22 protein-coding genes and 1 pseudogene are annotated in these 24246 nt (G+C 40.5%); 8 read left to right on the forward strand and 15 right to left on the reverse strand.

The window, feature by feature from the left end; genetic code table 11:
* Positions 1 to 51: 51 nt before the first annotated feature.
* From FTT88_RS00980 to FTT88_RS00990, 3 genes are all read right to left on the reverse strand, one after another.
* Positions 52 to 1338: a serine hydrolase gene (locus FTT88_RS00980; protein WP_180173636.1), complete on the reverse strand. Its 1287-nt coding sequence runs from the start codon at positions 1336 to 1338 to the stop codon at positions 52 to 54.
* Positions 1339 to 1413: 75 nt separating this feature from the next.
* The gene (locus FTT88_RS00985; protein ID WP_180173637.1) at positions 1414 to 2268 is read right to left on the reverse strand and encodes a MaoC/PaaZ C-terminal domain-containing protein; all 855 of its coding nucleotides are present in this window, start codon (positions 2266 to 2268) and stop codon (positions 1414 to 1416) included.
* Between the two features lie 133 nt (positions 2269 to 2401).
* Positions 2402 to 3793 (reverse strand): 3-oxoacyl-ACP reductase, encoded by a 1392-nt coding sequence (locus tag FTT88_RS00990; protein WP_180041156.1) that lies wholly within the window; start codon positions 3791 to 3793, stop codon positions 2402 to 2404.
* A gap of 241 nt (positions 3794 to 4034) precedes the next feature.
* Between FTT88_RS00990 and FTT88_RS00995 the strand changes: the two genes are divergently transcribed.
* Positions 4035 to 5555 (forward strand): acetyl-CoA C-acetyltransferase, encoded by a 1521-nt coding sequence (locus FTT88_RS00995; protein ID WP_180173638.1) that lies wholly within the window; start codon positions 4035 to 4037, stop codon positions 5553 to 5555.
* A 69-nt stretch (positions 5556 to 5624) separates the two neighbouring features.
* Here the strand turns inward: FTT88_RS00995 and FTT88_RS01000 are convergent.
* Together FTT88_RS01000 and aceI are read right to left on the reverse strand one after the other, a co-directional pair.
* Positions 5625 to 6729 (reverse strand): annotated as a pseudogene (locus tag FTT88_RS01000) (OmpW family protein).
* A 204-nt stretch (positions 6730 to 6933) separates the two neighbouring features.
* Positions 6934 to 7359, reverse strand: a complete 426-nt coding sequence (aceI, locus tag FTT88_RS01005) for a chlorhexidine efflux PACE transporter AceI (RefSeq protein WP_168377760.1) — start codon at positions 7357 to 7359, stop codon at positions 6934 to 6936.
* A gap of 116 nt (positions 7360 to 7475) precedes the next feature.
* Here aceI and FTT88_RS01010 point away from each other — a divergent pair, with 116 nt between their 5' ends.
* The 4 genes from FTT88_RS01010 to FTT88_RS01025 all read left to right on the forward strand — a co-directional run bounded on the left by FTT88_RS01010 (position 7476) and on the right by FTT88_RS01025 (position 11593).
* The gene (locus FTT88_RS01010; protein WP_180165873.1) at positions 7476 to 8366 is read left to right on the forward strand and encodes a LysR family transcriptional regulator; all 891 of its coding nucleotides are present in this window, start codon (positions 7476 to 7478) and stop codon (positions 8364 to 8366) included.
* Between the two features lie 89 nt (positions 8367 to 8455).
* Positions 8456 to 9445, forward strand: coding sequence for a transaldolase (tal, locus tag FTT88_RS01015; RefSeq protein WP_180173639.1), 990 nt, complete (start codon positions 8456 to 8458; stop codon positions 9443 to 9445).
* A 73-nt stretch (positions 9446 to 9518) separates the two neighbouring features.
* Positions 9519 to 10169, forward strand: coding sequence for a leucine efflux protein LeuE (gene leuE, locus FTT88_RS01020; RefSeq protein ID WP_180145376.1), 651 nt, complete (start codon positions 9519 to 9521; stop codon positions 10167 to 10169).
* Between the two features lie 254 nt (positions 10170 to 10423).
* Positions 10424 to 11593 carry a benzoate/H(+) symporter BenE family transporter gene (locus tag FTT88_RS01025; protein WP_180055162.1) on the forward strand — a complete coding sequence of 390 codons (1170 nt, stop codon included), beginning with the start codon at positions 10424 to 10426 and terminating at the stop codon, positions 11591 to 11593.
* A gap of 346 nt (positions 11594 to 11939) precedes the next feature.
* Here FTT88_RS01025 and FTT88_RS01030 read toward each other — a convergent pair whose 3' ends face one another.
* From FTT88_RS01030 to FTT88_RS01040, 3 genes are all read right to left on the reverse strand, one after another.
* Positions 11940 to 12500, reverse strand: coding sequence for a TetR/AcrR family transcriptional regulator (locus FTT88_RS01030; protein ID WP_180041148.1), 561 nt, complete (start codon positions 12498 to 12500; stop codon positions 11940 to 11942).
* A 1-nt stretch (position 12501) separates the two neighbouring features.
* On the reverse strand, positions 12502 to 12846 hold the full coding sequence (locus FTT88_RS01035) for an SMR family transporter (protein WP_078188613.1): 345 nt from the start codon (positions 12844 to 12846) through the stop codon (positions 12502 to 12504).
* Positions 12847 to 12927: 81 nt separating this feature from the next.
* Entirely contained in the window at positions 12928 to 13935 is a 1008-nt protein-coding gene (locus FTT88_RS01040) for an alpha/beta hydrolase (protein WP_180055158.1), read from the reverse strand.
* A gap of 311 nt (positions 13936 to 14246) precedes the next feature.
* Here FTT88_RS01040 and FTT88_RS01045 point away from each other — a divergent pair, with 311 nt between their 5' ends.
* On the forward strand, positions 14247 to 14690 hold the full coding sequence (locus FTT88_RS01045; RefSeq protein ID WP_078191806.1) for a universal stress protein: 444 nt from the start codon (positions 14247 to 14249) through the stop codon (positions 14688 to 14690).
* Positions 14691 to 14831: 141 nt separating this feature from the next.
* Positions 14832 to 15278 carry a universal stress protein gene (locus tag FTT88_RS01050; RefSeq protein WP_078188616.1) on the forward strand — a complete coding sequence of 149 codons (447 nt, stop codon included), beginning with the start codon at positions 14832 to 14834 and terminating at the stop codon, positions 15276 to 15278.
* A 49-nt stretch (positions 15279 to 15327) separates the two neighbouring features.
* Here FTT88_RS01050 and FTT88_RS01055 read toward each other — a convergent pair whose 3' ends face one another.
* The 5 genes from FTT88_RS01055 to FTT88_RS01075 all read right to left on the reverse strand — a co-directional run bounded on the left by FTT88_RS01055 (position 15328) and on the right by FTT88_RS01075 (position 21150).
* Positions 15328 to 16356, reverse strand: a complete 1029-nt coding sequence (locus FTT88_RS01055) for a DUF1311 domain-containing protein (protein ID WP_180173640.1) — start codon at positions 16354 to 16356, stop codon at positions 15328 to 15330.
* 121 nt (positions 16357 to 16477) lie between these two features.
* Positions 16478 to 17953, reverse strand: coding sequence for an OmpA family protein (locus FTT88_RS01060; protein ID WP_180173641.1), 1476 nt, complete (start codon positions 17951 to 17953; stop codon positions 16478 to 16480).
* Between the two features lie 209 nt (positions 17954 to 18162).
* On the reverse strand, positions 18163 to 19398 hold the full coding sequence (locus FTT88_RS01065; protein WP_180124589.1) for a dihydroorotase: 1236 nt from the start codon (positions 19396 to 19398) through the stop codon (positions 18163 to 18165).
* Positions 19399 to 19407: 9 nt separating this feature from the next.
* Entirely contained in the window at positions 19408 to 20424 is a 1017-nt protein-coding gene (locus tag FTT88_RS01070) for an aspartate carbamoyltransferase catalytic subunit (RefSeq protein ID WP_078188620.1), read from the reverse strand.
* 369 nt (positions 20425 to 20793) lie between these two features.
* On the reverse strand, positions 20794 to 21150 hold the full coding sequence (locus FTT88_RS01075; protein ID WP_180026441.1) for a hypothetical protein: 357 nt from the start codon (positions 21148 to 21150) through the stop codon (positions 20794 to 20796).
* Positions 21151 to 21371: 221 nt separating this feature from the next.
* On the opposite strand from FTT88_RS01075, the gene rlmKL reads away from it, so the two are divergent.
* Positions 21372 to 23576 (forward strand): bifunctional 23S rRNA (guanine(2069)-N(7))-methyltransferase RlmK/23S rRNA (guanine(2445)-N(2))-methyltransferase RlmL, encoded by a 2205-nt coding sequence (gene rlmKL, locus FTT88_RS01080; protein ID WP_111884254.1) that lies wholly within the window; start codon positions 21372 to 21374, stop codon positions 23574 to 23576.
* A 41-nt stretch (positions 23577 to 23617) separates the two neighbouring features.
* On the opposite strand, the gene FTT88_RS01085 is transcribed toward rlmKL, so the two are convergent.
* Complete coding sequence (locus FTT88_RS01085; RefSeq protein ID WP_162689727.1) at positions 23618 to 23776, reverse strand: hypothetical protein; 159 nt, start codon at positions 23774 to 23776, stop codon at positions 23618 to 23620.
* Positions 23777 to 23899: 123 nt separating this feature from the next.
* Positions 23900 to 24085, reverse strand: coding sequence for a hypothetical protein (locus FTT88_RS01090; RefSeq protein WP_180055150.1), 186 nt, complete (start codon positions 24083 to 24085; stop codon positions 23900 to 23902).
* Between the last annotated feature and the right edge of the window lie 161 nt (positions 24086 to 24246).

Raw genomic sequence — 24246 nt, forward strand, 5'->3', positions numbered from 1 at the left:
AAATAGCATATTTTTCACATTTCCCCAATTTCTGTTCTATCCCGAAGTATCTTAAAGCCAGCCCTTACGTCCTTTAAGTGCTTTGTCTGCACAGCGTAGCGTTTCTTGAGTTAAGCCCCATAAGCGATAATCGCCGGTGATTGAACCCGTCGCAAAGTTATGTGTATAAGCAAAACTTAAATCACGCTGCGGATCACACCAAGCCCCAGAACCATTAAACCCAATATGTCCAAAACCTTGACTAGATTTGCCTAAGGTTAAAATTCGATGATATCCCAAACGCCAATTCATTGGTAAAGGCATAATACGATCACGTTTTTTAAATTGAATTTTACTTAAAGATTCAAAAATTTGTGGCGTGATTAAGGTCTGTCCCTGCCACCGCCCTTGATTGGCTAGCATGGCATAGATTTTCGCTAAACTATTGGCACTAAATACGCCTGTTGCTGCAGGAATGATGGCTTGTAAACCCTCATCACTAAAAAATGAAAACTTGCGCATTCCTTTTGGAATCATACCATCTTGAAAGTCTTGCAAATTTTGTCCCGAAAGTTGTAGGAGCTGATCAAAGATTGATGGTTTTCGTGTATCAGTCTTTTTTTTCGTTGTCTGCGCTTGGGTATTTTCTTGTGCAGATGTATCTACAGCACGTTCTACTTGTTTCTTTTTCGGAATCAAGCGAGCAACCTCACTAAGTTGATGCTCTGGTACGCCAAAAAATGCATGATCCAATGCCAAAGGCTCAACCAAATAGTGTTGCATTAGTTCAGCAAGCGGTCGACCTGTGGCCTTTTCAAGTACACCACCGACTTGCCAACCGAAGGTTAACGGTTGATATGCTGCATCAGTTGATGGCTCAAAACGTGGCTTAGCTTGTTCAATCACGTTGAGCATATGTGGCCAATCTGCCATTTCAGATGCCGTTTCAATGATATTACGGATATCGTATAAACCACTTTGGTGACTCAGCATGTGCCTTAATGTGATATCCGACTTGCCATTTTGAGCAAACTCCGGCCAATATGCTGCAACGGGAGTATCGTAATCTAGAAAGCCTTCACTCACTAAAATATGTGCTAGCGTTGCAAGTACGCCTTTACCCGTGGAATAACAGACCGAGGGGGTATTGGACTTCCAAGCTTCTTCGGCTGATTTTTTACCGGTCCAAATATCCACAACTTTTTGACCTTTAAAATACACCACTAAGGCAGCTCCGCCTAAGTGGGTTCGAGCATCCTGCATCCGGCTAAATTGCGCCGCCAAATCTTGAAACGCCTCGTCAACCGTACCTTGAAAATTATTCTTCTGTGCAAATAGATATTCTTTGAGCGCCTGCATCATCATTCCTTTGAATATGAATCGCTTGAGATTAAAACAAAAAAGCCTAAACCGATATCGATTTAGGCTTAAGTCTTAAAGTGCCTTTACACTTCCCGCTACATGCGGCTTTTTGTTCTTACTATTTCGAATAGCAAACTCTGTATCTTTACCCGTTTGTGCAGTAAGGAACTCAACTTGAGAAGGCAAATACATCGGTAATTTAAACCAGACATCCGCTTCATAGGCATCTGGCAAAGTTAAGCTCGACAAGGCTTTGGCTTTACTCCACATACCATGTGCAATGGCTTGTTTAAAACCAAACGCTTTAGCGGTTACAGCATGAATATGAATCAAGTTAAAGTCACCAGAAGTCAACGCATAACGGCGACCGGTATTTTCAGAAACATTCCATTCAGCTTGAACTTGCAACTCAGCTGACTTTGTTTCGGTAGATTTTGCCGCAGCTTTGTTCTCTGTTTTTTGACGTGCTAAATACGTGGTTAATGATTCTACAACCACTTCATCGCCCACTTTTGCAGTGGTAATAAAGTCAAATTGCACGCCTTTATCATGTGGCTGTAATTCACCAAATTTGCATGACAATGACAGTGTTTCATTCACACCAACTTTGCGATATTGCTTCACTTGGTTACGAATATGTACCAAACCTAAGATCGCAAATGGAAAAGCTTCCGTAGTCATCACATGCATTTGCAAACTTTGAGAAAGCACAGCCAAATAAATCGCTGGGATATAACCATTGTTTTTAAAGCTACACACTTCGTTATAAGCTTTTAAATGTTTTTGATCGACCTTAAATGAATCCACCACATATTCAACTTGCGGCAGCACTTTTTCAGCTTTAGGCTTTTTAAAAATCAAGCCTTGAATCACTTTTGGATAGGCTAAATAAGGTTTTGGAAGTTGACTAAAATGGCGAGTATTCATACTAAACCTTTGGAAGTTTTATCTTTATAAAGTTCCCTTCCTTTTAAAGAAGGATATTTTAAATCCCCCTCATCCCCCTTTGATAAAGGGGGACTTCTCCTCTCTTTTTCAAAGGGAGGTCGGGAGGGATTAATTAAGCCCCTAACAAGCTTTGACCACACACACGTACCACGTTACCGTTCAAGCCAGTCGACGCAGTTGAAGCAAACATCGCAATCGTTTCAGCAACATCCACAGGTAAACCACCTTGACTCATCGAGTTCATACGACGACCTGCTTCACGGATTGCAAATGGAATCGCAGCAGTCATTTGCGTTTCAATGAAGCCCGGAGCAACAGCGTTAATTGTTACGCCATTTTTCAATAATGGAGCAGTAAATTTAACCACACCAATTACACCTGCTTTAGAAGCAGCATAGTTGGTTTGACCTAAGTTACCTGCGATACCTGAAATAGAAGATACGCACACAATACGACCATTTGCATTGAAGCCATCATTTTCAAGAAGGTATTCATTTACACGCTCAATCGCAGACAAGTTAATGTTAATCACCAAGTCCCAAAGCTCAGGCTTCATATTGGCCAAAGTTTTGTCACGGGTAATCCCTGCATTGTGCACGATGATATCCAAACCACCTTGAGCAGCTGCCGCCGCTTTGATTTTTTCACCGGCATCGCTTGCAGTAATATCAATCGCGAGCGTAGAACCGCCAATTTCACCTGCAACACGGTCAAGGTCTGCTTGCTGCTGTGGAACGTCTAAACAAATCACATGCGCGCCATCACGTGACAATACATGTGCGATTGCTTCACCAATACCACGGCTTGCACCTGTTACAACAGCTGTTTTGCCTGCAAGCGGCTTATTCCAATCAACATCCACAACATCTGCTTTAGATACACGAATCACCTGACCCGATACATAAGCTGAACGTGGTGAAATTACAAAACGTAATGCAGATTCTAAGTTTGCTTCAGCACCTTCGTCCACATAGACTAACTGTGCAGCAATCCCTTTCTTAAACTCTTTACCGACTGATTTTACAAAACCTTCTAATGCACGTTGTGCAATGGCTTGTTTCACAGTTTTCGCAGTTTCTGGTGTTGTACCAACAACGACAACGCGACCAGACGCCTGAATTTGACGCGCGATTGGGTTAAAAAATGCATATAAGGCATGCAGTTGTTCTGAGTTTTGAATACCTGAAGCATCAAATACCACAACTTTAAACTTAGACTCTTTATCGCCTTCGTTAAATGCGCTTAAGTTCAGACCTGATTTTGCCGCAGCTTGTTGTAATTCAGCATTATTACCTGCATAGCTATTGGCATGAATATTTGCCAAGACTTGTGCAATTGCACCAGACAATGTTGAAGCAGGCGCTGCACCGAATAAAACCGCACCTTTAACTACAGGTGTTGCAGACTCAAAACGCTCTAAAAAAGTCGGTGATGGTAAACCTAAATTTTTGATGACAAATTTACCAATAGGAGATTTTGCAAATGTTTGGTATTGATCAGTCATGTTTATTATCTCTCATACAGATTAATTTTTGATGGATCTGAAGATATCCCTTTAACTTCAAGATGATGTCAGATACTTATATTTCAATAGTTCCATCAGTTTCCATGGAATCATACTTGAGTTAAACCACGGATGGCTTGACCTGAATGCTTTAGCGAATGTCATTTTAGTCAATTTACCCCTTTGGTGAATATGCTAATGTAGCCGTCAAGAAGATCATCAACATGCTTGGAAAAGCCTTATGAGCAAAACAACTCAAGAAAATCCAGCAGTCGAAAGTCCGACTACGGAAACTGTGTCAAATACATCAAAGAGTACGCCACGTACCGCTAAAAGTACGGGCACAGCAACCAAGTCTACAAGTGATGCCGCTAAAACGAGCCGTCCTCGTCGTGCATCTACGCGTAATAAGACACCCGCTTCAACCCCTAAAACAGCTTCAAAATCAACAACTCAAACGTCTGTTCAACAGGATAATACCATGAGTCAAAACACAGTTCGCCGCGTTGCTATTATCGGTGGTAATCGTATTCCTTTCGCTCGTTCTAACGGCGCTTACTTCACTGCATCGAACAGCGATATGTTCACAGCTGCATTAAATGGTCTTGTTGAACGCTTCAACCTTCAAGGTCAACGCCTTGGTGAAGTTGTTGCTGGCGCTGTGTTAAAACATAGTCGTGACTTTAACATGACCCGTGAGTGTGTACTCAATACCGAACTTGCTCCTGAAACACCTGCTTACGATATTCAACAAGCATGTGGTACAGGTTTACAAGCAGCTTTCTTGGTTGCTAACAAAATCGCATTGGGTCAAATCGAAGTGGGTGTTGCTGGTGGTGTAGATACAACCTCTGATGCACCGATCGCTTTTGGTGATGGCTTACGTAAAGCTTTACTTGAATTGAATATTGCTAAAACAGGTAAAGACCGCCTAAAAGCATTAACTAAAATTAATGTTAAAGATTTGATGGATGCACCAAAGAACGGTGAACCACGTACAGGTCTTTCTATGGGTGATCATCAAGCGATTACGACGCTTGAATGGGGTATCTCTCGTGAAGCGCAAGATGAACTTGCTGCATCTTCACATCAAAAAATGGCGGCAGCATATGAAGAAGGTTTCTTCGATGACCTGATTACGCCATTCCTTGGTTTAGAGCGTGACAACAACTTACGTGCAGACTCATCAGTAGAAAAACTTGCGAAGTTAAAACCAGCGTTTGGTAAAGGCGATGCGCGTACGATGACTGCGGGTAACTCGACTCCACTAACTGATGGTGCATCATGTGTCCTTCTTGCCTCTGAAGAATGGGCAAAAGCAAACGGTCACGAAGTTCTTGCTTATTTAACTTTCCAAGAAACAGCGGCGGTTGACTTTGTCGAGAAAAAAGAAGGCTTATTGATGGCGCCTGCGTATGCAGTGCCTCGTATGCTTGAACGTGCAGGTATTACGCTACAAGATTTCGATTACTATGAAATTCATGAAGCGTTTGCATCTCAAGTATTGTCTACACTGAAAGCATGGGAAGATCCAAAATTCTGTAAAGAACGTTTAGGCTTAGATGCGCCATTGGGTTCAATTGATCGTTCTAAATTGAACGTGAAAGGCTCATCTCTTGCTGCAGGTCACCCATTTGCTGCAACTGGCGGTCGTATTATCGCAACTGCTGCAAAACTATTGAACCAAAAAGGTTCAGGCCGTGTACTTGTATCGATCTGTGCTGCGGGTGGTCAAGGCGTAACAGCAATTATTGAAAAATAATCCTTTATGCTTTAAAGCAAAAAGACCGCTCTTATGAGCGGTTTTTTATTTCAGAGCTTCCATAAAACTTTAGAAACGATAACCAACACCTAAATAAGTAATGATGGGATCAATATCGACCTTGGTCGTTGCATGAATTAATTGTTCACCCGTCGTTTGGTTAATCACATCAATCTTGGTTTTGTTATTTAACTTCGCATAAGACACCGAAGCAACTGTAAACCAACTTGGGGTGAAGTCATAGGTAAATCCGAGTGTGACAATTGGAGCAATCGCATCATCCGCATCGACATCGACCACCATTTTTCCAGATGATTCTTTACCATCGAGTGCTGCACCTGCATTATTATCTTTAATGTTTTGAATCATATGCCCTGCAGCAATTAAGTCAGATTCAATGCCTTTATTGAGTTCAATATCATTAAAATAAGCATACATGATCCCTGCGCCCACATAAGGTCTAAACTTATTTACACCCGACTGACCAAATTGGTACTGTGCCTGAAATACCGGCGTCCAAGCTCTCGCACTCGCCGCTTTACCATAAGATGATAAATCCGTAATGGGTACTGCGTAATCTAGTGGCAAACCATCAGGGAATAATAAACCGCCTAGACCACCTGGCTCTGCTAGACCAGATAATGGCGCGGTAATCATCCCCTTTCCCTTGAATATCCACTTTGGGAGGAATACCGCCAATCATCTGTAAGGATACGTTGTCATTGATATAATAATTGACCATCAAACCTAAAGTATCAACATCCTCTGCTTCTAGACCAGTGCCTCCTGCTGACCAATTTTCCAATCCATATAATGTCGATGTCCCTGCAATATCTGGTTTGATATTGCCTTTGCCATCTGTCATGAGTCCATTAATAAAACTATCTTCTAATAATGTTCCTAAAGTCTCCTTTAAATTTACTGTGTTATCACCGTCTTGAATCGTTGCATTTGGGTCAATTGCTTGTAAAAAACCCTCTTCACTAATGCTTCCAACTTTGGCCTGTGTCCCATTTGCCACAGAAGTATTAATGTTAAAAGGATTCGCCTTTCCTTGCGGCATCACGTGTAACCAACCTGCAGATACAGAAAAGCGCTTAAAGTTACCATCTGCAAATGTAAATTGTGTAAGCCCAAGTAAAACAACAGGTGTGACAATTTTTATCAATTTCATATGCTAACTCCTTGTTTTGCATATTTTTTTAATTAATTTATAAAAACATTCTTTGTTCTTATATTTAAAAGTTATGTAATTATTCTAACTTTTTATAGTTAGTTTATGTTTTTATATATTATTATTTGTTAAATATTGCACTATTTTGATGCAAAAAAGGCCTGTATTTATCAGTACAGGCCAATGTGATTTTCTTATTGAAATTTAACGATATTGTGGTTGGTAGCCCAAGTGCGCCTCGATCTGGTCATAGCACCATTGGAAAATAAATGTGTAGACTAAAATGCACATGGTCATACTAAAATCGAGCAAAATCGCCTGCCATAAGGTCATATGCATGGCATAAGCCACCATTGGGATGGTTGCAAGCATTAAGCCGCCTTCAAATCCAATCGCATGTAAAACACGTACACCAAAGGTTCTTTTTAACTTTCTTTTTGCTTCAAATTTTTCAAAATAATGATTAAAAATCATGTTCCAAATCACAGAAGTCACCGCCATCGCAATACCTAGCGTACCTGTCACCTCCATCGGAACTTTAAAAATAAAACTTAACGCAATAGCAATGATCACCAATAGGATGATCTCATAGCTTAGCGCATGAATAATCCTTCTCTTGGAAATCGTCATTTTGAAACACTCTATCATTTGTAAAAAACTTATTTTATTTTTATATTATTGATTAATCGAGTTAGTTTCTTTCAATATTATTGAAAGGTTGTATTCCTTTATTTTTCTGTATGCTCATGAATATTAATCAAGAACAACTGATGATTTTTAAAACAGTCATGGAAACAGGATCATTTTCCGCAGCTGCCAGACAACTCGGCAAAGTGCCTTCAGCGGTCAGCATGTCCATTGCCAATTTCGAAATTGATCTCAACCTTAAACTGTTTGAGCGCGTTGGTCGTGAACCTGTGCCCACAGCTCAAGCGCTTAACCTGTATGAAAAAACTGAACAATTATTGATAGAAATCAATCAGTGGAAACAGCATGCAATTGCGCTGAGTCATGGTTTAGAGTCATCACTGAATATCGTGGTGGTATCAGAACTGCTTCATACGCAGTGGACCGACTATATCTCTTTGCTAGAAGCTCATTTTCCATCTTTGCAAATCAATATTTTTTCTGCGCCTCAAGAAGATGCCCAAAAGATGTTATTACTAGGTCAAGCACAGCTTGCTCTAATGTTTGAACGTGAACAGCTTGAGAGTTATGAACAATTTGTCGAATTGAAACGTGAAGCATTGGTTCCTGTTGCTGCGACAAAACATGGCCTGTCGAAATTTAAGCAAGTCAGTTTTGAGCAAATTTTGCAAAGTCGGCAAATCGTGGTTGCAAGTCGTGATAAAAGTATCAAACCAGAGTTGTTATTTTCCAAACACAGTTGGCGTACAGATAACCACCACTCTGCTTGTTCGATGATTATTCAAGGTCTGGGTTGGGGTGTGCTTCCATTAGAGATGTTTAATGAAAATCCGACGCTCAAAGATCAACTCAAAATCTTAAGCTTTCAAGATTTCACACCCAAATTTGAATATTTCGTCGACTTGGTCTGGAACCGTGAAAAACCACTCGGCTCGGCTGCTCATTTTTTGATTAATCACATCCGAAATTCACGAAAAACTACGATTTAGACCGCCTAATTGGGCGGTTTTTGGTTGGGTTCTAAACAGATTGTGTTATAAAAGTATGTACACCAAGAACATTAAGAACTAGATTTCAAATGACTCAAAATGCGTTAAACCAATTAAAAAGCCTAACAACGATTGTTGCTGACAGCAGTGATTTAGCTGCGATTAATACATTCCGTCCATTGGATGCGACCACAAATCCATCTTTAATTACAGCAGCGGCAAATCAACCTGAAAATATAGAACTGATTGAAAGTGCTTTTGAACAAGCGCGTAAAGAAGGTTATCAAAATGATGAGCTGGTTGAGCGCACCATCGATATTCTTACGGTCAAATTTGGTGTAGAAATTTTAAAATTGATCGAAGGACGTGTATCTACAGAAGTCGATGCAGCCTTGTCTTATGATACTGATGCCACCATTGCAAAAGCCAAAGAGTTACTGGCTTTATATGCACAGTATGGTATCGATCAAAACCGCATCTTAATTAAAATTGCCTCAACGTGGGAAGGCATTCAAGCCGCTAAAGCCCTTGAAGCCGAAGGCATTCACTGCAATCTAACGCTATTGTTTGGCTTACATCAAGCTCAAGCCTGTGCAGATGCTCAAGTCACGCTGATTTCGCCATTTGTCGGCCGTATTTTAGATTGGTACAAAAAAGCTGAAAATGTGGATAGCTACCCGATTGAGAAAGATCCAGGCGTGTTATCAGTTAAGCAGATTTACCACTACTACAAACAACATGACATCAAAACTGAAATTATGGGTGCTAGTTTCCGTAGTATCGATCAAGTGCTTGGTTTAGCAGGTTGTGATTTATTGACGGTTTCACCGAATTTATTGGCAGAATTGGAAAAAGATCAGCGTACCGTTGAAGTGCAATTGTCTAATCATCATGCGCATGCACACTGTCAACACGACATACAAGTGCTCGACAAGCAAACTTTCAAAGCTGAAGTTGAAAAAGACTTAATGTCTTTCCAACTATTACAAGGCGGTATTGATGGTTTTATTAAAGCTCGTGAGCAATTAAGTCGCTTACTGCGTCAAACTTTTGGCTTAGATGCTGAAATAAAAGCTTAAATTAGAAATTTTCAGTTTCCTCTAGAACCGAAGTTGTATACTACAGCTTCGGTTTTTTATTTGAGTGTCTTCAGTGTTTGGAATCACAGACTTAACGACCTTTATTATTGGTACGATATTAATTGTGATTTTACCCGGGCCAAATTCACTTTATGTCATGTCTGTTGCTTCTCGCTATGGCATTAAGGTCGGCTATTTAGGTGCTTTTGGCGTTTATACTGGCGATTTGATCTTAATCTTACTCACTGCTCTCGGCGCTGCATCCTTACTTCATGCCTTCCCTTGGTTATTCTTATTATTAAAAATTGTGGGTGCGCTGTATTTAAGTTATTTAGGTATCAAACTTTTCAAGGCTGCCTACCAAACTTGGAATGCCGTTCAAACGCCAGAACAACTCGACACCAAACAACTGAGTTTGAGCGAACTGAAACCGTTTAAGACTGCATTAACCATCAGTATTTTAAACCCTAAAGCCATTCTTTTTTACTTATCGTTCTTTGTACAATTCGTCGATCCTGCATATCCATATCCTGCGATTACATTTACCGCACTCGCGATCGTGCTGCAAATTATCAGTATGAGCTATTTAACGATTTTGATCTTTTCGGGTGCAAAACTGGCTACCTATTTTAGCCATCGTTATAAATTTACGGCATGCTGCGTGACAGCGGTTGGTCTTCTATTTTGTGGATTCGGTCTAAAGCTTGCGACATCTACCATGTAACTGACATGGGCAAAGTAGTACTGTTTTTTCTTAGGAAATTCCATATCCCTTTAAAGTTTTGAATGGATAAAACATCCTCAATGTGGGTTGTCGATTCGTTCTATTAAAGTGCCTTTTGTTAAAGTGTCGTTTGTGAATAAATAAAGTATTTCCATAATATCTCGATGAGCACTTTTACTGTACAGGACTTGAGCGTATCATCCTGAAAAATGTCATCTTAAATCTGCGCCAACAATACTCATAGCTCGATCATTATGCAAAAACTACTCCAAGACTTTTCCATTCCAGCCGCTTTTGCAGGTTTTATTACATTCTTAGTCGGGATCAGTGTCTCGGCTGTTTTGGTGATCCAATCCGCACAATTGCTCGGTGCCAACACTGCAGAAATCACCTCTTGGTTTTGGGCTCTAGGTTTGGGTATCGGCTTAAGCGGGCTGATTCTGTCTTGGAAATTTAAATATCCCGTTGCGACTTCATGGTCCACTGCAGGACTGGCACTGATTTTAGCGACTGCAAATGGTTACAGCATGAATGCCGCCCTAGGTGCTTTCTTGGTCTGTGGCCTATTGACAGCAGTACTCGGATTTTTAGGCATTTTTGAAAAAATACTGCGCTATATCCCGCAAAGTCTCACCAGTGCAATGTTGGCGGGCGTACTTCTAAAATTTGGCATTGAGCTATTTGTCAGTTTACAAAATGAATGGGCATTCGTTCTTGGTTTACTGGCGGCTTATGTCCTCAGTAAACGATTATTACCGCGTTATAGCATTGTCATCACAGTGATTATTGGCATCATGCTTTGTCCATTATTACTTGGCTTTCAATTACCGGCGCTTAATTTAGAACTCGCACAGCCGGTTTGGGTTACACCTGAATTTTCGATCTCAGCAATACTGGGTTTAGCGCTACCACTCTTTGTAATCAATATGGCCTCTCAGTATTTACCGGGTTTAGCCATGATTAAAAGTTATGGCTATCAACCCCACGTTAATCAACTGATCGGTTGGACTGGGACAGCCCAAACGCTACTCGCGCCATTTGGATGTTTTAGTGTCAATATTGCTGCGATTAGTGCGGCCATCAGTCTAGATGACCAAGCCCACCCCGATGAGAAAAAACGTTATATCGCAGGTATGACCTGTGGCTTTTTTTATATTTTGATGGGCCTGTTTGCAGCCACTTTGGTGAGTTTCTTAACCGCTTTTCCACTGGTGTTTATTACCGCTTTAGCAGGGATTGCCCTACTTGGCACCATTGGACACAACATCGTCATTGCTTTCCAAGAAGCTAGCGAACGTGAAGCCGCTCTACTCACCTTCTTGTTTAGTGCATCGGGCGTACAGTTTTTTGGTATTGGCTCTGCATTTTGGGGTTTGGTCTTTGGTTTAGTCGTGCATGCTATTTTCAAATATAAAAGAAATTAAGTCCTCAGTTAAATAATTTGCTTCAAATAAAAGAATGATACACGGTAACGTCATCCGCAAGTGTTTGAGATAGGACTACTTCTAATCAAAAATATTTTTGCGATATTTTGAATAATTAGACACTAGTGAACGAGTTTTGCGGTGGGGAGCAATGCTCCGCAAGATGGTTTCCTTACGAAGCGCGCTTCTCATTTTGCCGAATGAGAAACAACGTTTCGTAAGAGTACCTCCAGCCGAAGGCTAATCCATCTATTCAATCCCTAGATGTAAGACTCCGTCGAATAGACTTAAAAATCATTTTAAAAATGCGTAATTACTTTTACGTTTATAACATCAGTTATTTAATCTATTTCGCTCGATACGTTCGGGCGATCAGTTCTTGTTTTAATAATTGGGTTTCACTTTCGTCTTCCACTTCTGTAAAAGCGGTGAGCCAAATACCATCAGCTGCATAACGAACAATTTTGAGTTTTATATCCGAATCGGTCTGATGATGTCGTTCTAAACGTGAGTTCATCCATTCAATCCAATATTCATTAAAAGTTTTATCAGTCAGCATGGTCATCGAAATCGCAGACCATGACTGTTGCAAACCCATGATTTGTTTTTCTAAAGTAATTTCAATATAGGCTCGGGTAAAACGACCGTATGGCTCAGGGTCTTCGTCAATTAATCGGTCAACGACCTCGTCTAATTGAGCCAAAAGCATCACAATCATGGACTCTAAGAGCTTTTGCTTATTTGAAAAATGATGAAATACACCACCTTTTGTAACCCCAACTAAATCCGCAACGGCTTGAATCGACACCCCGTTGACACCTTTATCTGCAGCAAGACGGATTGCATGCTGCAAAATACTTTGGCGTATCAGTTGAGGCTCTTTCTTGCGCTGATGCGGATTATCCATATTAATGTCCAGCTGAAGTTGAAAACAGGTTGATCACGACCACACCTGAAACAATCAGGCCTATCCCTAACATGGCTGGGAGGTCTAAACTTTGACGAAAGATAAAGTAGCCAATTAGTGCGGTTAAAACAATACCAACGCCTGCCCAAATGGCATAAGCAATACCAAGTGGTATGACTTTAATCACCTGAGACAATAAATAAAATGCCAAACAGAATAAAACTGCGACAGCCAATGAAGGCGCAAGTTTGGTAAAGCCTTCTGACTTCACCAAAAATGTCGAACCAATTACTTCTGAGATAATCGCCAATGACAGTAAGCCATACGCCAATGTTACCGAATTCATTATTCATTCCAAAACAAACATACCAACTGGTAGGTATGTTATTAAGTTAAAGATTATTCTGCAAGCATTTTAAGCCTATTTTTAATTTTTAACGGACTGTACGTGTTGTTGCAAAAATTCTAAAGTGCGATCAAAGGTCTGCTGGCTAGCCTTTTTACTCATCATAAATTGATATTCATGTACCAAATATTCTTTCGAATCTGGATAAAATACCGCCGTCACAGGTACATTATTTGCCTTCAATTTTTCTACAAAAGGCTCAGATTGCGTTTTGGTTAAAAAATCTTTATTGCCACCGCTGATAAGTACAGGCGGATAATTTGCATTAATATTTGAGGCTGTTGAAATATGCGTTAAAAACTCGACATCATCTTTTTTGTCTCCGGTATACGCCTGAACTAAGTTATAGACGCCCCACTCGATCAGTCCAATCTCTGCGGGTGCAGTATTTACAAAGCTGTTTAAATCATAAATACCACAATGCAAAATCAGCCCTTTAAGCTGTGAAGGCTTTAATAGAGGTTGAATCTTTGACGCTTGCGCAAAATCTGGATTCGTAACCAAGGCGGCATAATGACTGGCCATATTTGCACCTGCAGAATCCCCTGCCATATACATATTTTGCGAATCAATGCCATATTGTGCCGCATGTAGATTTAAAAACGTCAATGCAGCATCAATTTGGTTGAGCTGTACGGGATAAATGGCTTCAGGTGCAAACTGATATTGAACCGAAACCACATTATAACCTTGGGCTGCGAGCCGTTTAAAATATCCACCTGCATGCTCTTTTGAACCTGAGACCCAACCGCCACCGTGGATCCAAATAATCGTTGGTCTGGGTGCAATAACCGTACTTGTTTCAGGTTGATAGATATCCAAGCTTAAATTTGGATTTTGTAGATATTGAATATTTGACTGCACAATAACATTGTCAGGTGCATGTAGGTTGATAAAGGTCTTTTGGACTTGTGTCGATAAGTTAAATGCACCTGCAATCACTTTGGTACTGCTTTGCGTGTTTTGACAACCAGACAAATGCAACACTGAACACATGCTGAGTACAACCAACCCTACTTTATATGACATATCTAACTATCCAATCGCATCAATTCTGTTATAAATCTAAGATTTAAAACTGTATATAGTTTAGGCTTATTTTTATAAAGTTCATATTGATCTTTTAGGCTCAAAATCCGAGAAAATTAGTCGATTTTATTTTAATATTTTTTGAGCAAAGTCCGAGTTTTTCGCTCAGATTTATTTGACGACTTATCGACATTAATTTATGTAATTTTATGAATTTACAATATTTTTTAGATTAATAAATTGAACCATTCACGACAATGTGTTATCAATAATCTATAGGGTTTAAAAGCAAAATTACAGGAGATTGTTCCATGTCATATCAAAACATTTTAGTACCTGTCGATGGTTCAGAAATCTCGTTTTCTGCAGTTAAAAAAGCTGCAATTATTGCCAAGGCGTTTAACAGCCAACTCACTTTAATCAGCCTTGTTGCTGAAGACCCATTTACCGATGCAGACTTCTATTATTCTTCATCAATCATGAAAGAATATTTCGTACAAGCTTATGCAAATGCAGAATCCGCATTAAAAGAAGCTGTGCAAATTACAACTGAAGTGGGTGTAGAAGCACAAAGTAAGATTATTAAAGGCCAAGTTTCTGCTGAAGGTGTCGTAGAAGCAGCCAATGAAGTCAAAGCCGATTTGATTGTGATGGGTTCACATGGTCGTAAAGGCTTTAAGAAAATGCTACTCGGCAGCTTCGCACAAGATGTACTCAGTAATACTGAATTACCTGTGTTGGTTGTAAAAGCTTAAGATGACTAAGCCCACATCATGTGGGCTTTTTTCTATTCAGCACACCCTTCACCAAAAAGCTTACCCTTTTGTCTAATTCATACAATATCGTGAATAGAGCAAGATTAGATTGATAACATTTAAAATATTAAGGAAGCAGATATGAGTCAATATCAACAAATTTTAGTCCCTGTGGATGAATCTCCAATTTCATATTCTGCTGTTGAACATGCGCTCAGCTTGGCTAAAAGTCAAAATGCACAAGTGACCATTGTTAGTGTTGTTGCTGTTGATCCATTCGTTGGTGTCGATTTCTATGCTGTTGCACCTGCAATCACTGAATATTTTATGCAGGCTGAAAAAAGTGCTCAGCTGCGTTTAGAAGATATCAAACAAACCTTTGTACGTGATGGTATCGAAGTTAAAACTCGTTTGATTCATGGTGTATCGCCAACTGAAGGGATTTTACAAGTGGCTGATGAAATCTCTGCGGATTTAATCATCATGGGTTCACATGGACGCACAGGTTTGAAAAAAGCCATGCTAGGCAGCGTGGCACAAAATATTTTAACGCAGTGCCCAATTCCTGTTTTGATCATCAAGCAATAAACTAAGATTCAAAGAAAAGCCCTCAATTGAGGGCTTTTCTTCTTTTAGATCAATTAAACACGTTATTTAAATACACAATTCGTTCTGTAGTTTTCTGATTAAAACATTTGGTATATTGCAACTCTTGATTTTGCGTATTCATCGCATCATCCCAGTATTGCGAATGCTTTTGATAAGTCTCTTTTTCACTTTCATTTAATGAATAAACACTTTTTTGTGCAAGCACTTTACAGTCGATATCACGCTTTTCAAACCAGTCTGCTTGATCTTGCTGTAACTGCGCCTTTTGTTCATCACTAAAACGATCCCAAGTCTGATTGAGACGATCCACCACTTTGGCATTATCCTGATCTAGCTCTTTTTTTCGAATATCCATTGCCTTTTGTGCAAGGCTCATTTGTTGAGATTGACTCTCCATCCCTTGCTGATAGGATTCTTCGTTTCGCTTATTTTGAGCACTATATGCCGCATATAGCACCGCATGACGTGTCACTGTTACAACGCTATCAATTACGTCATTTTGACTTGGGACACTTAAACTTAAACCATCTTTGTCCGTTTTAGTGATGCTATAGCTAAAGTTCCCTTTAAGCTGATCATTGTCCATGCTTAAGCCTGACTCACCATCTTCGAGTGAATCATTCAAAGTATAATTACCACGTTCTTCACAGCCTTCGTCACATGGTCGTTCAGCAAAGGCGTTTTCAGCACGCTTTTGTAATCCTTTCGGGAAAACCACCAACAGTTGACTGCTACATTCCAATGTTTTGGCTTTATTAGGATCTTCAGTTAAAGTCGTGACATTTTGAATGTTAAATTTTAGATTTTTTACAATCAGATCCATGAGTTGCTGATCGGCTTCATAATCGGACTGACGTATTTCTTTGTTTAATTCTTTGAGATATTCGTTTTTTAAGTGATCTTGCAATTGGTCGATATTGGCTTGTGCAGTACAACTCCAATCTTCCAAAGCAGGCGCTTCCGTTTTGGCTTCAGCATCTTTTTTATTTTTAAAATTATCACAGCCGGATATTAATGCCGCAGACAACATGAGGCTCGTGATGACTATTTTTTTCATTGTATAAGTACCATTATGATTTTATTCTTCGGGCGTATTTTACTCAAAATTACAGCGCTTTGACGAGAAAAATCCCCGCATGTGCAGGGATTTTTTATATATCATCTCATTTAGTACGGTTTTAATTGGCCTTTTCAGTCACGCCTTCATTGGTAACATCTCGTACTTTGCCATTCTCGGTATTTAAAACTTCAAACTCAATACGACGGTTTTTGAATTGACCTTCTTTGGTGCTGTTTTCTGCTACCGGTTTTTCTTGACCATAACCCACCGCTTGAAGCTGTGCAGGATCAACGCCTTTCGACACCAAGTAATCCACCACAGCTTGTGCACGCTCTTGCGATAAAGCTTTATTCGCTTCCGCATTACCCACAGCATCGGTATGACCTTGTACAGTCAGATGTACTTCTGTAGCGCGCTGCATTAACGCTGCCGCTTGATCCAAAATCGATTTATTCACGTCAGGAATATCAGATGAACCTGTCGCAAAATTAATAATTTGTAAGTTCAGCGCAGTCGCAACATCTAGAGCACGAACTTGTTCAGGGTTAATACTCGCTAATGCTTTTTGTGCATCAGTAATACTGTTATCTACTGCAGTTTGTTCACTCACACCTTCTTGAACCAATACCGTCATATTTTTTGCTAAAGGCTTAATTTGATTGGCAAGGTTTTGAGCATCCGCAGGATTTTGCGACAAAATTGATAACTGATTTTCTGTCCAGGTTAAAGTGGTATTTGGCACACCTTTAAGTTTTTGCAGAACCGTTGGAATGGTATCTTGATCAATAAATTGCGTATGGTAACTGGCATCAGATGAAGCACCACAGCCCGTATTAAAGTTAAAGATCTGTTTGACTTGTTGCTGCAAAATTTCAAGATAATTTGAATCACCAGTTTGAATTTGACAGTTGGTTAACTGCCCATCTGTACCGGTGCTAAATTGCAAATGTGCTGGCTGAGATGCAGCAGGCTGTGCAACCGTTGTTGCAGAGGTGGTTGGTTCTTCTTTATTAGTACAAGACTTAAACCAAAATGCGATCAGACCCAATAATATAAGCAGCGCAATAATTGGTAATAACCAATTCGAGCGTTTTTCTTCAACGATAACAGGTGTTGGTTCAACAACAGGCGCTTGGTGTAATGTACGGCCAGCTGCAGTGTTTACCCCTAAACCTGCGAGTAAAGGCACTGCCCATTGTGGTAGTGCCGCCAAAATGCTATCTACATGATTATCAAGTAAATGCGTGATTGCGACAGGATCAGATGAACCCGCTTCATTTTCAAGCACCCCTATGGTTGGGGCGATCGAATGATTCAAGGTCTGCTCTATTTCTGACGCTGGAGCAGCACCGCCACCAAGATGTTGCAGAAATTGATCTTTTAATGTGGGATTCGCCGAGAAAATATCACTAATTCGTGGATTTAACTGTTTTTGAAAGGCATCAATAAATTCAGGTTTGGATCGAAAAATATTTAACAGGAATGGAATAAACTGGCTAATGGCTGAATTTTTTTCAGTTAAATATTGTGTATCACCGTCCAGCACAATCGAGGAGACGTGCTGCTTAATCAGCGCTAATAAATCTATACTCATATTTGTACTCCATGCAGTTGTCATTATTTTCATATGTACTTCAGTTTATATGCTTATTTTTTGATCAAATGTAATAATTTGTTCGGACTTGTCAACGCTTTAATTTCTTCTTTTATTTTCAATCTTCACTAAAAAAGCCAGCCGAAGCTGACTTTTTAATGTCTAATCAAAATTCTGAGAATCAACAAATTTCCATGTTGAGCGTGCGCTTAAACGGCATAAAAAGCGTGAACTACTTTACCTTTTACCGTTTGCTGAATTAATGGTGTGTTCTTACCATTTGATACAATCGTGTCTTTATTAATAGTCCACTCAAGCTCTGGATCGACCAGTACCCAACCCGCTTCATCTGCCCAACGCTGTTGCATATTGGCCACTTTTGCCGGTGCGAGTGTAACTTTCTCAACCCATTCCAGTGGGCTTAATAGGCCTTCTTGAATCAGTTGAATACCAAAAGGTACATAGGTATCAAATGCGGTAAAACCAGGTTGTGTTTCAGCAAAAGGCGCCATTTTCGCAGAGCTGCTCAGCGGCTCATGATGCGTACAGATCGCATCAATCACACCGTCTTTCACTGCTTGGCGGAGCAAGTCTTTATCTTGCTCAGAACGCAGCGGCGGACGAACATGCGCAAGTGAATTAAAGCCGTCAATCAACTGATCCGTTAAATGCAATTGGTGCATGGCTACATCGCAAGTGACCGGCAAACCTTTCGCTTTGCCCTGTTTAATCAATTCAACGGATGCGCCTGATGACAACAGACCAAAGTGCGCACGCACTTTAGTAGCTTCAATCATCAATAAGTATTTTGCAATGGCTACGGTTTCCGCCAATGCAGGAATCATCGGCAAACCTTGACGAGATGCGACAAAACCTTCATGCACACAGCCATCTTTGGCAATCTGCGGCTCTTCGGCATAGAACACAACGGTCATGTTCAGACCCGCAGCATATTCCAAGGTGCGAATCACTACATCATCGTCCATAAATGGCGCATTGGCATTCGATACCGCAGTACAGCCACCTTTTTTCAAACCTGCCATATTCGCCGGCTGCTTGCCTAACAAACCTTGAGTTTGCGCGCCAATCACCTGCAGATAAATGCCGCCGTCCAGCATGGCTTTTTCCACCAGGCCATGAATCAATGCGCCATTGTCCTGCACAATCGGTTTAGAGTCTGGCGGGGTAAACACATGCAAAATACCATTCGCACGCGCAGCCTTACCTTCTGACTTTAAAGTGCCATGCTGCTGCTGACCCGGCTCACGCAAACGCGCACAGAGATCAACCATACTTGGCATCAGCCATTTGCCTTGACCATCAATGGTTTCAGCGGCATTGCTATCGGCAACCAATCGGCCATTTTCAATATAAACCGTCTGTACGCTGTCAGTTTGATTAATTGGATCTAAGACACGTACATTTTCAACTTTAACAATACTCATGACTATCCCTTAAACCGCAATCGCTTCAATTAAACCTTTTTCTTGCAACTGACCTTGCATTGCCAAAGCCAGTACCGCCATACGCACCGCAATACCGTTGGTCACCTGATGTAAAATCACCGACTGAGCACCATCGGCAATACTCGAGTCAATTTCAACACCACGGTTCATTGGTCCCGGATGCATCACGATGCAGTCAGGTTTTGCCAAAGCCAAACGCTCTTTATTCAAACCGTACATTTTGTAGAATTCGGCTTGAGATGACAGCGCAGGAGAATCAATACGTTCATTTTGAATACGTAAAGTAATAATCACGTCGCAGTCTTGAATGCCGGCTTCCATATTGTTGAACAGACGAATGCCTTCGCCATAATCATCAAAACCGTAAGGCAGCAAAGTATTTGGCGCAATGACACGAATGTCTTTACAGCCCAACGTTTGCAATGCAGCGACATCTGAGCGGGCAACACGTGAATGCTTAATATCGCCAATAATGGCAATGGAAATATCTTCAAAATTCTTTTTGGTTTCACGGCGAATCGTCAACATATCCAGCATGGCTTGCGTAGGATGCGCATGACGGCCATCGCCTGCATTGATGATTGCCACATGCGGACAAACATCTTTGGCAATAAAGTGCGGCGCGCCTGACGATGAATGACGAACCACAAAAATGTCGGTCGCCATCGCTTCTAAATTCCACAAGGTATCACGCAGTGTCTCGCCTTTTGATGTACTTGAACGTGCAATATCAATGTTCAATACGTTTGCAGACAGACGTTTTGCTGCCGCTTCAAAAGTGGTTCGGGTACGTGTTGAATTTTCAAAAAACAGGTTCATCACCGTACGACCTTCTAAAAGGTTATTGGTAATCAGCTGATTTTGGTCATTAAAAAAGGACTGTGCAGTGTCCAATATTTTTGTGAGAGTTTCTTTAGAAAGGCCTTCGATGGTGAGGAAATGTTTTAAGTTACCATCTTGGTTGAGTTGAATCTGGCTCGGTGTATGCAATGCCGCCAAGTGCATGAGAGATTCCTTATCGTTAAGTTAACGCATTATACAGAGAATCTTGGCAAATGGCAGTTGAAGTTTTCAACGTTCAATGCAAACTCATGATGTTATTCAAAATGAATTTTCAAATTCCTATCTATCATTTCAATTAGATAAATTAAACGTTTTAATTTAAACTTCACCTTTCCCCTTTCAAAAAGCCTTCAAACAGGACTTCTATCTGTCCTTATTTTTGATTGAATTGAATACTTTCAAACAGATAAAGTTCAGCTATGAACAACCGCCTTCTGCACAGTTCAACAGCTCTTGAAACATGGAAAGATGGTTGATACTTCAGGCGGTGTGCAGCAGGAAATTTATGCTGCTGCTCACAGCGGGATTGAATTAACGCAATGCGCCAATATAACGATGTGCAACCTGTGCTTTACAGATGTCTTCCGCAGTCGGTTCGCTCATTAATATTTCTGCCGTTTCAGGCTGTACTGAACTGTCCGTCAGTTCCTCTGCTTCAGAAACGGCAGCTTCATGCAAATTCAACTCGCTGTAAAGCCGCGCAACCAAACGAGATAATTCAGGATCGGCCGTTTCCAAAGCCAAGTTAGAAACAAAGCGTGCGTATTCGACATTCTCAACCACATATAATGCGTCAATAACCCGACCTGACACACGACGTAAGCGCGCATAGATTAAAGTTGCAATTGAAAATGCGTTTGATTGACTATTGATTGCCAGCCCTGTCATAAATACCCCTAATGATATCAATATTATAAAGATCGAATTTTGATCAGGGTTATAGCAATTTTTGTACCATTAAGTGATATTTCTCACAATGTACGCAGAATAAATTTGGTAAAGTCATTCAAATCTACCGATATTTCTCCCGTTTCAGCGCAATATCGTCCGCCCAAATCCACGAAAATACGTTAAAATATGCGATTGCTTTTTTGCCTTTGGAAATTTACATGAATTCGAAACCGCGTCTTTCTACATATTGGGTTACCTGTGCAGATGGACTGGAAACCTTACTCCGCGAGGAAATTGAAGGTTTAGGTGTTCAAAATATTGAACAGTTCCCGGGTCGTCTTGTATTCAAAGGCACACTTGAAGATGCATACCGTATTTGCATGTGGTCACGTTTGGCTTCTCGTGTACTCACTCCAATTCATACACATGAATTAGAGTTCACGCATGATGCACGTGATGTAGCGGAAGAGCTCTATGAAGGTGCAATAAACTTTGACTGGTCACTTATTTTTGCACCACAAAGTACATTTGCCGTTCGTTTACACATCGAACGTGACATTAAAGTCAATTCTCAGTTCGCAACTTTACGTGTCAAAGATGGTGTGGTCGATTCCTTTATGGAAGCTGTGGGCAAACGTCCTAGCATTGACATTAAGCAACCTGAAATTACGTTGTATGTATTAGCTGGCAAAACTGAACATACTTATTGCTTAGATTTATCAGGTGACTCTCTGCATAAACGCGGCTACCGTCGCTACATGACAGATGCACCGATTAAAGAAAACTTAGCGGCTGCTATCTTACAGAAAGCAAAACTTAAACAACATCAACCCGATATTATCTTGGACCCAATGTGTGGTTCAGGGACCTTTATCATTGAATCTTTAATGATTTTGACTGACCGCGCACCAGGCCTTGTTCGTCGTTTTGGTTTTAATGGTTGGAATGGTCATGACCATGAACTTTGGATGTCAATTAAAGGCGAAGCGGCTGAGCGTCATAAAGCTGCACTTGAAAATCCTCTCCCACAATTCTATGCATTTGATGCAGACTGGGAAGCGGTAAAAGCGACCAAACAAAATATTATTGCTGCAGGTTTCGAATCTGTACTTGATCAAATTAAAATTGAAGAACGTACACTTGCAGACTGGCCAGAATTCCAAGCAACAGGTAAGAAAAGCTTTGTTGTCACTAATCCTCCATACGGCGAGCGTTTAGGTGATAAAGCCTCTAACCGCGCACTGTATTTAGGTCTATCGGCATTATTACAAAAGAACTTCCCAAATCAGCCTGCTGCGATTATTGCAGCACAAGTTGAACAGGCCGATGTCCTTGCCTTTAATGATCCGCAAATTTTGCGTTTGATGAATGGTAAGCTCCCAATTTACGTCCGTTTTGGTACAGTCAAACCTGCAGCAGTTCAAAAGCCTTTCCTCGAGCATTGGGAACCTCAACAATTTGAAAAAATTGAAGGTGCAGAAGACTTTACTAACCGTCTGCAAAAAAACATGCAGAATCTTAAAAAATGGGCAGTTAAAGAAAATATTTTCTGCTTACGTTTATATGATGCCGATTTACCAGACTTTAATGTCGCAGTAGATTTGTATGGTGATCGTTTACACGTACAAGAATACGCACCACCGAAAAAAATTGACCCTGAGAAAGCCAAAAAACGCTTTAACTTAGCACTGCAAGCGATTCGTGCAGTGACAGGCTTAGGTCGTGATGCGATTTTCATTAAAACACGTGCCCGCCAAGAAGGTAAAAATCAGTACACCAAACAAAGTACTGCGTCTAAACGTTTTATCGTTCAAGAAGGCAAAGCAAAGATTTTGGTGAACCTAACAGACTACCTCGATACAGGTTTGTTCCTTGACCATCGTCAAATGCGTCTACGTATTGCCAAAGAAGCCAAAGGTAAACACTTCCTGAACTTATATAGCTATACCTCTACAGCGAGCTTACATGCAGCGCTTGGCGGTGCAGCAAGTACGACCAGTGTCGATTTGTCAAATACCTACCTAAACTGGTCTAAAGAGAACTTTGTACTGAATGGTTTGACAGTAGATCATGCAGATGAACAACATCAGTTCTTCTCTAGCGACTGTTTTGAATGGTTGAAAGAAGGTCACGAGCAATATGACCTGATCTTTATTGACCCACCAACATTCTCTAACTCTAAAAAGTTCTATGGTACGTTTGATGTCCAACGCGACCATATGTCTTTGCTTAAACGTGCCATGAACCGTTTAACCACTGACGGAACGCTTTACTTCTCAAACAACTACCGTGGTTTTGAGATGGACGATGTGATCATGGCAATGTTTGACGTTGAAGAAATCAGCAATGAAACCATTGGCCTAGACTTTAAACGTAATACCAAAATTCACCGTGCATGGAAAATCACTCATCCACAAATCTAAGGTTTGACTTTAGAAATTCCTGATCTATGAAATGAAGCACGTCAGTGCTTCATTTCAACCACGACTCCATCTGGATACGTTACTCGAATATTTTCATGTCGCTCTTGCAGCACAATACGGTTAATCGGTGCAACTTCAGGAGATTGTATTAACCCGACCTGATCCGCTGCCCTTTTCTTTTGAAGCAAATAATCACTCATGGTTGAGCCTTCAAGCTGGGTCTCCTGAATGATCTTATTATTACGATTAGATTTATGATTTGAATTGTTCTGCTGCTCTTCTTTGGGTTTAGCTGCTTCACTCTCAATAATATCTAAGGTTTCTTAACTAAATTGTTTTTTACCTTGCGTTTCATTCGACAAACGTTGATCTGAAATTGAAGTACCCGCAAAAACTGTAGACTGAACAGCGATCAGAAAAATGCTACTAATAAGACTGTGTTTTACCCAAGAACATTTAGGCATGGATGAATGAACAAGTTTCCGTCTAAAAAAATAATCGTGTGACATGGTGTCTTTCCTATTGTTGTTTTCATTGGCTAGTTGCCCATTGACGCTAGCAACTTTTCAACTGTTCAACAATGGCTAGGCCGCTGTGTTCCGATAAACTGAAAATCATAATTCTGTAGCCAAAAATACAAAACCGCCAATCTATGACGGTTTTATATTTT

It is taken from the genome of Acinetobacter sp. YH01024 (assembly GCF_013420195.1).
GTDB lineage: Bacteria > Pseudomonadota > Gammaproteobacteria > Pseudomonadales > Moraxellaceae > Acinetobacter > Acinetobacter amyesii.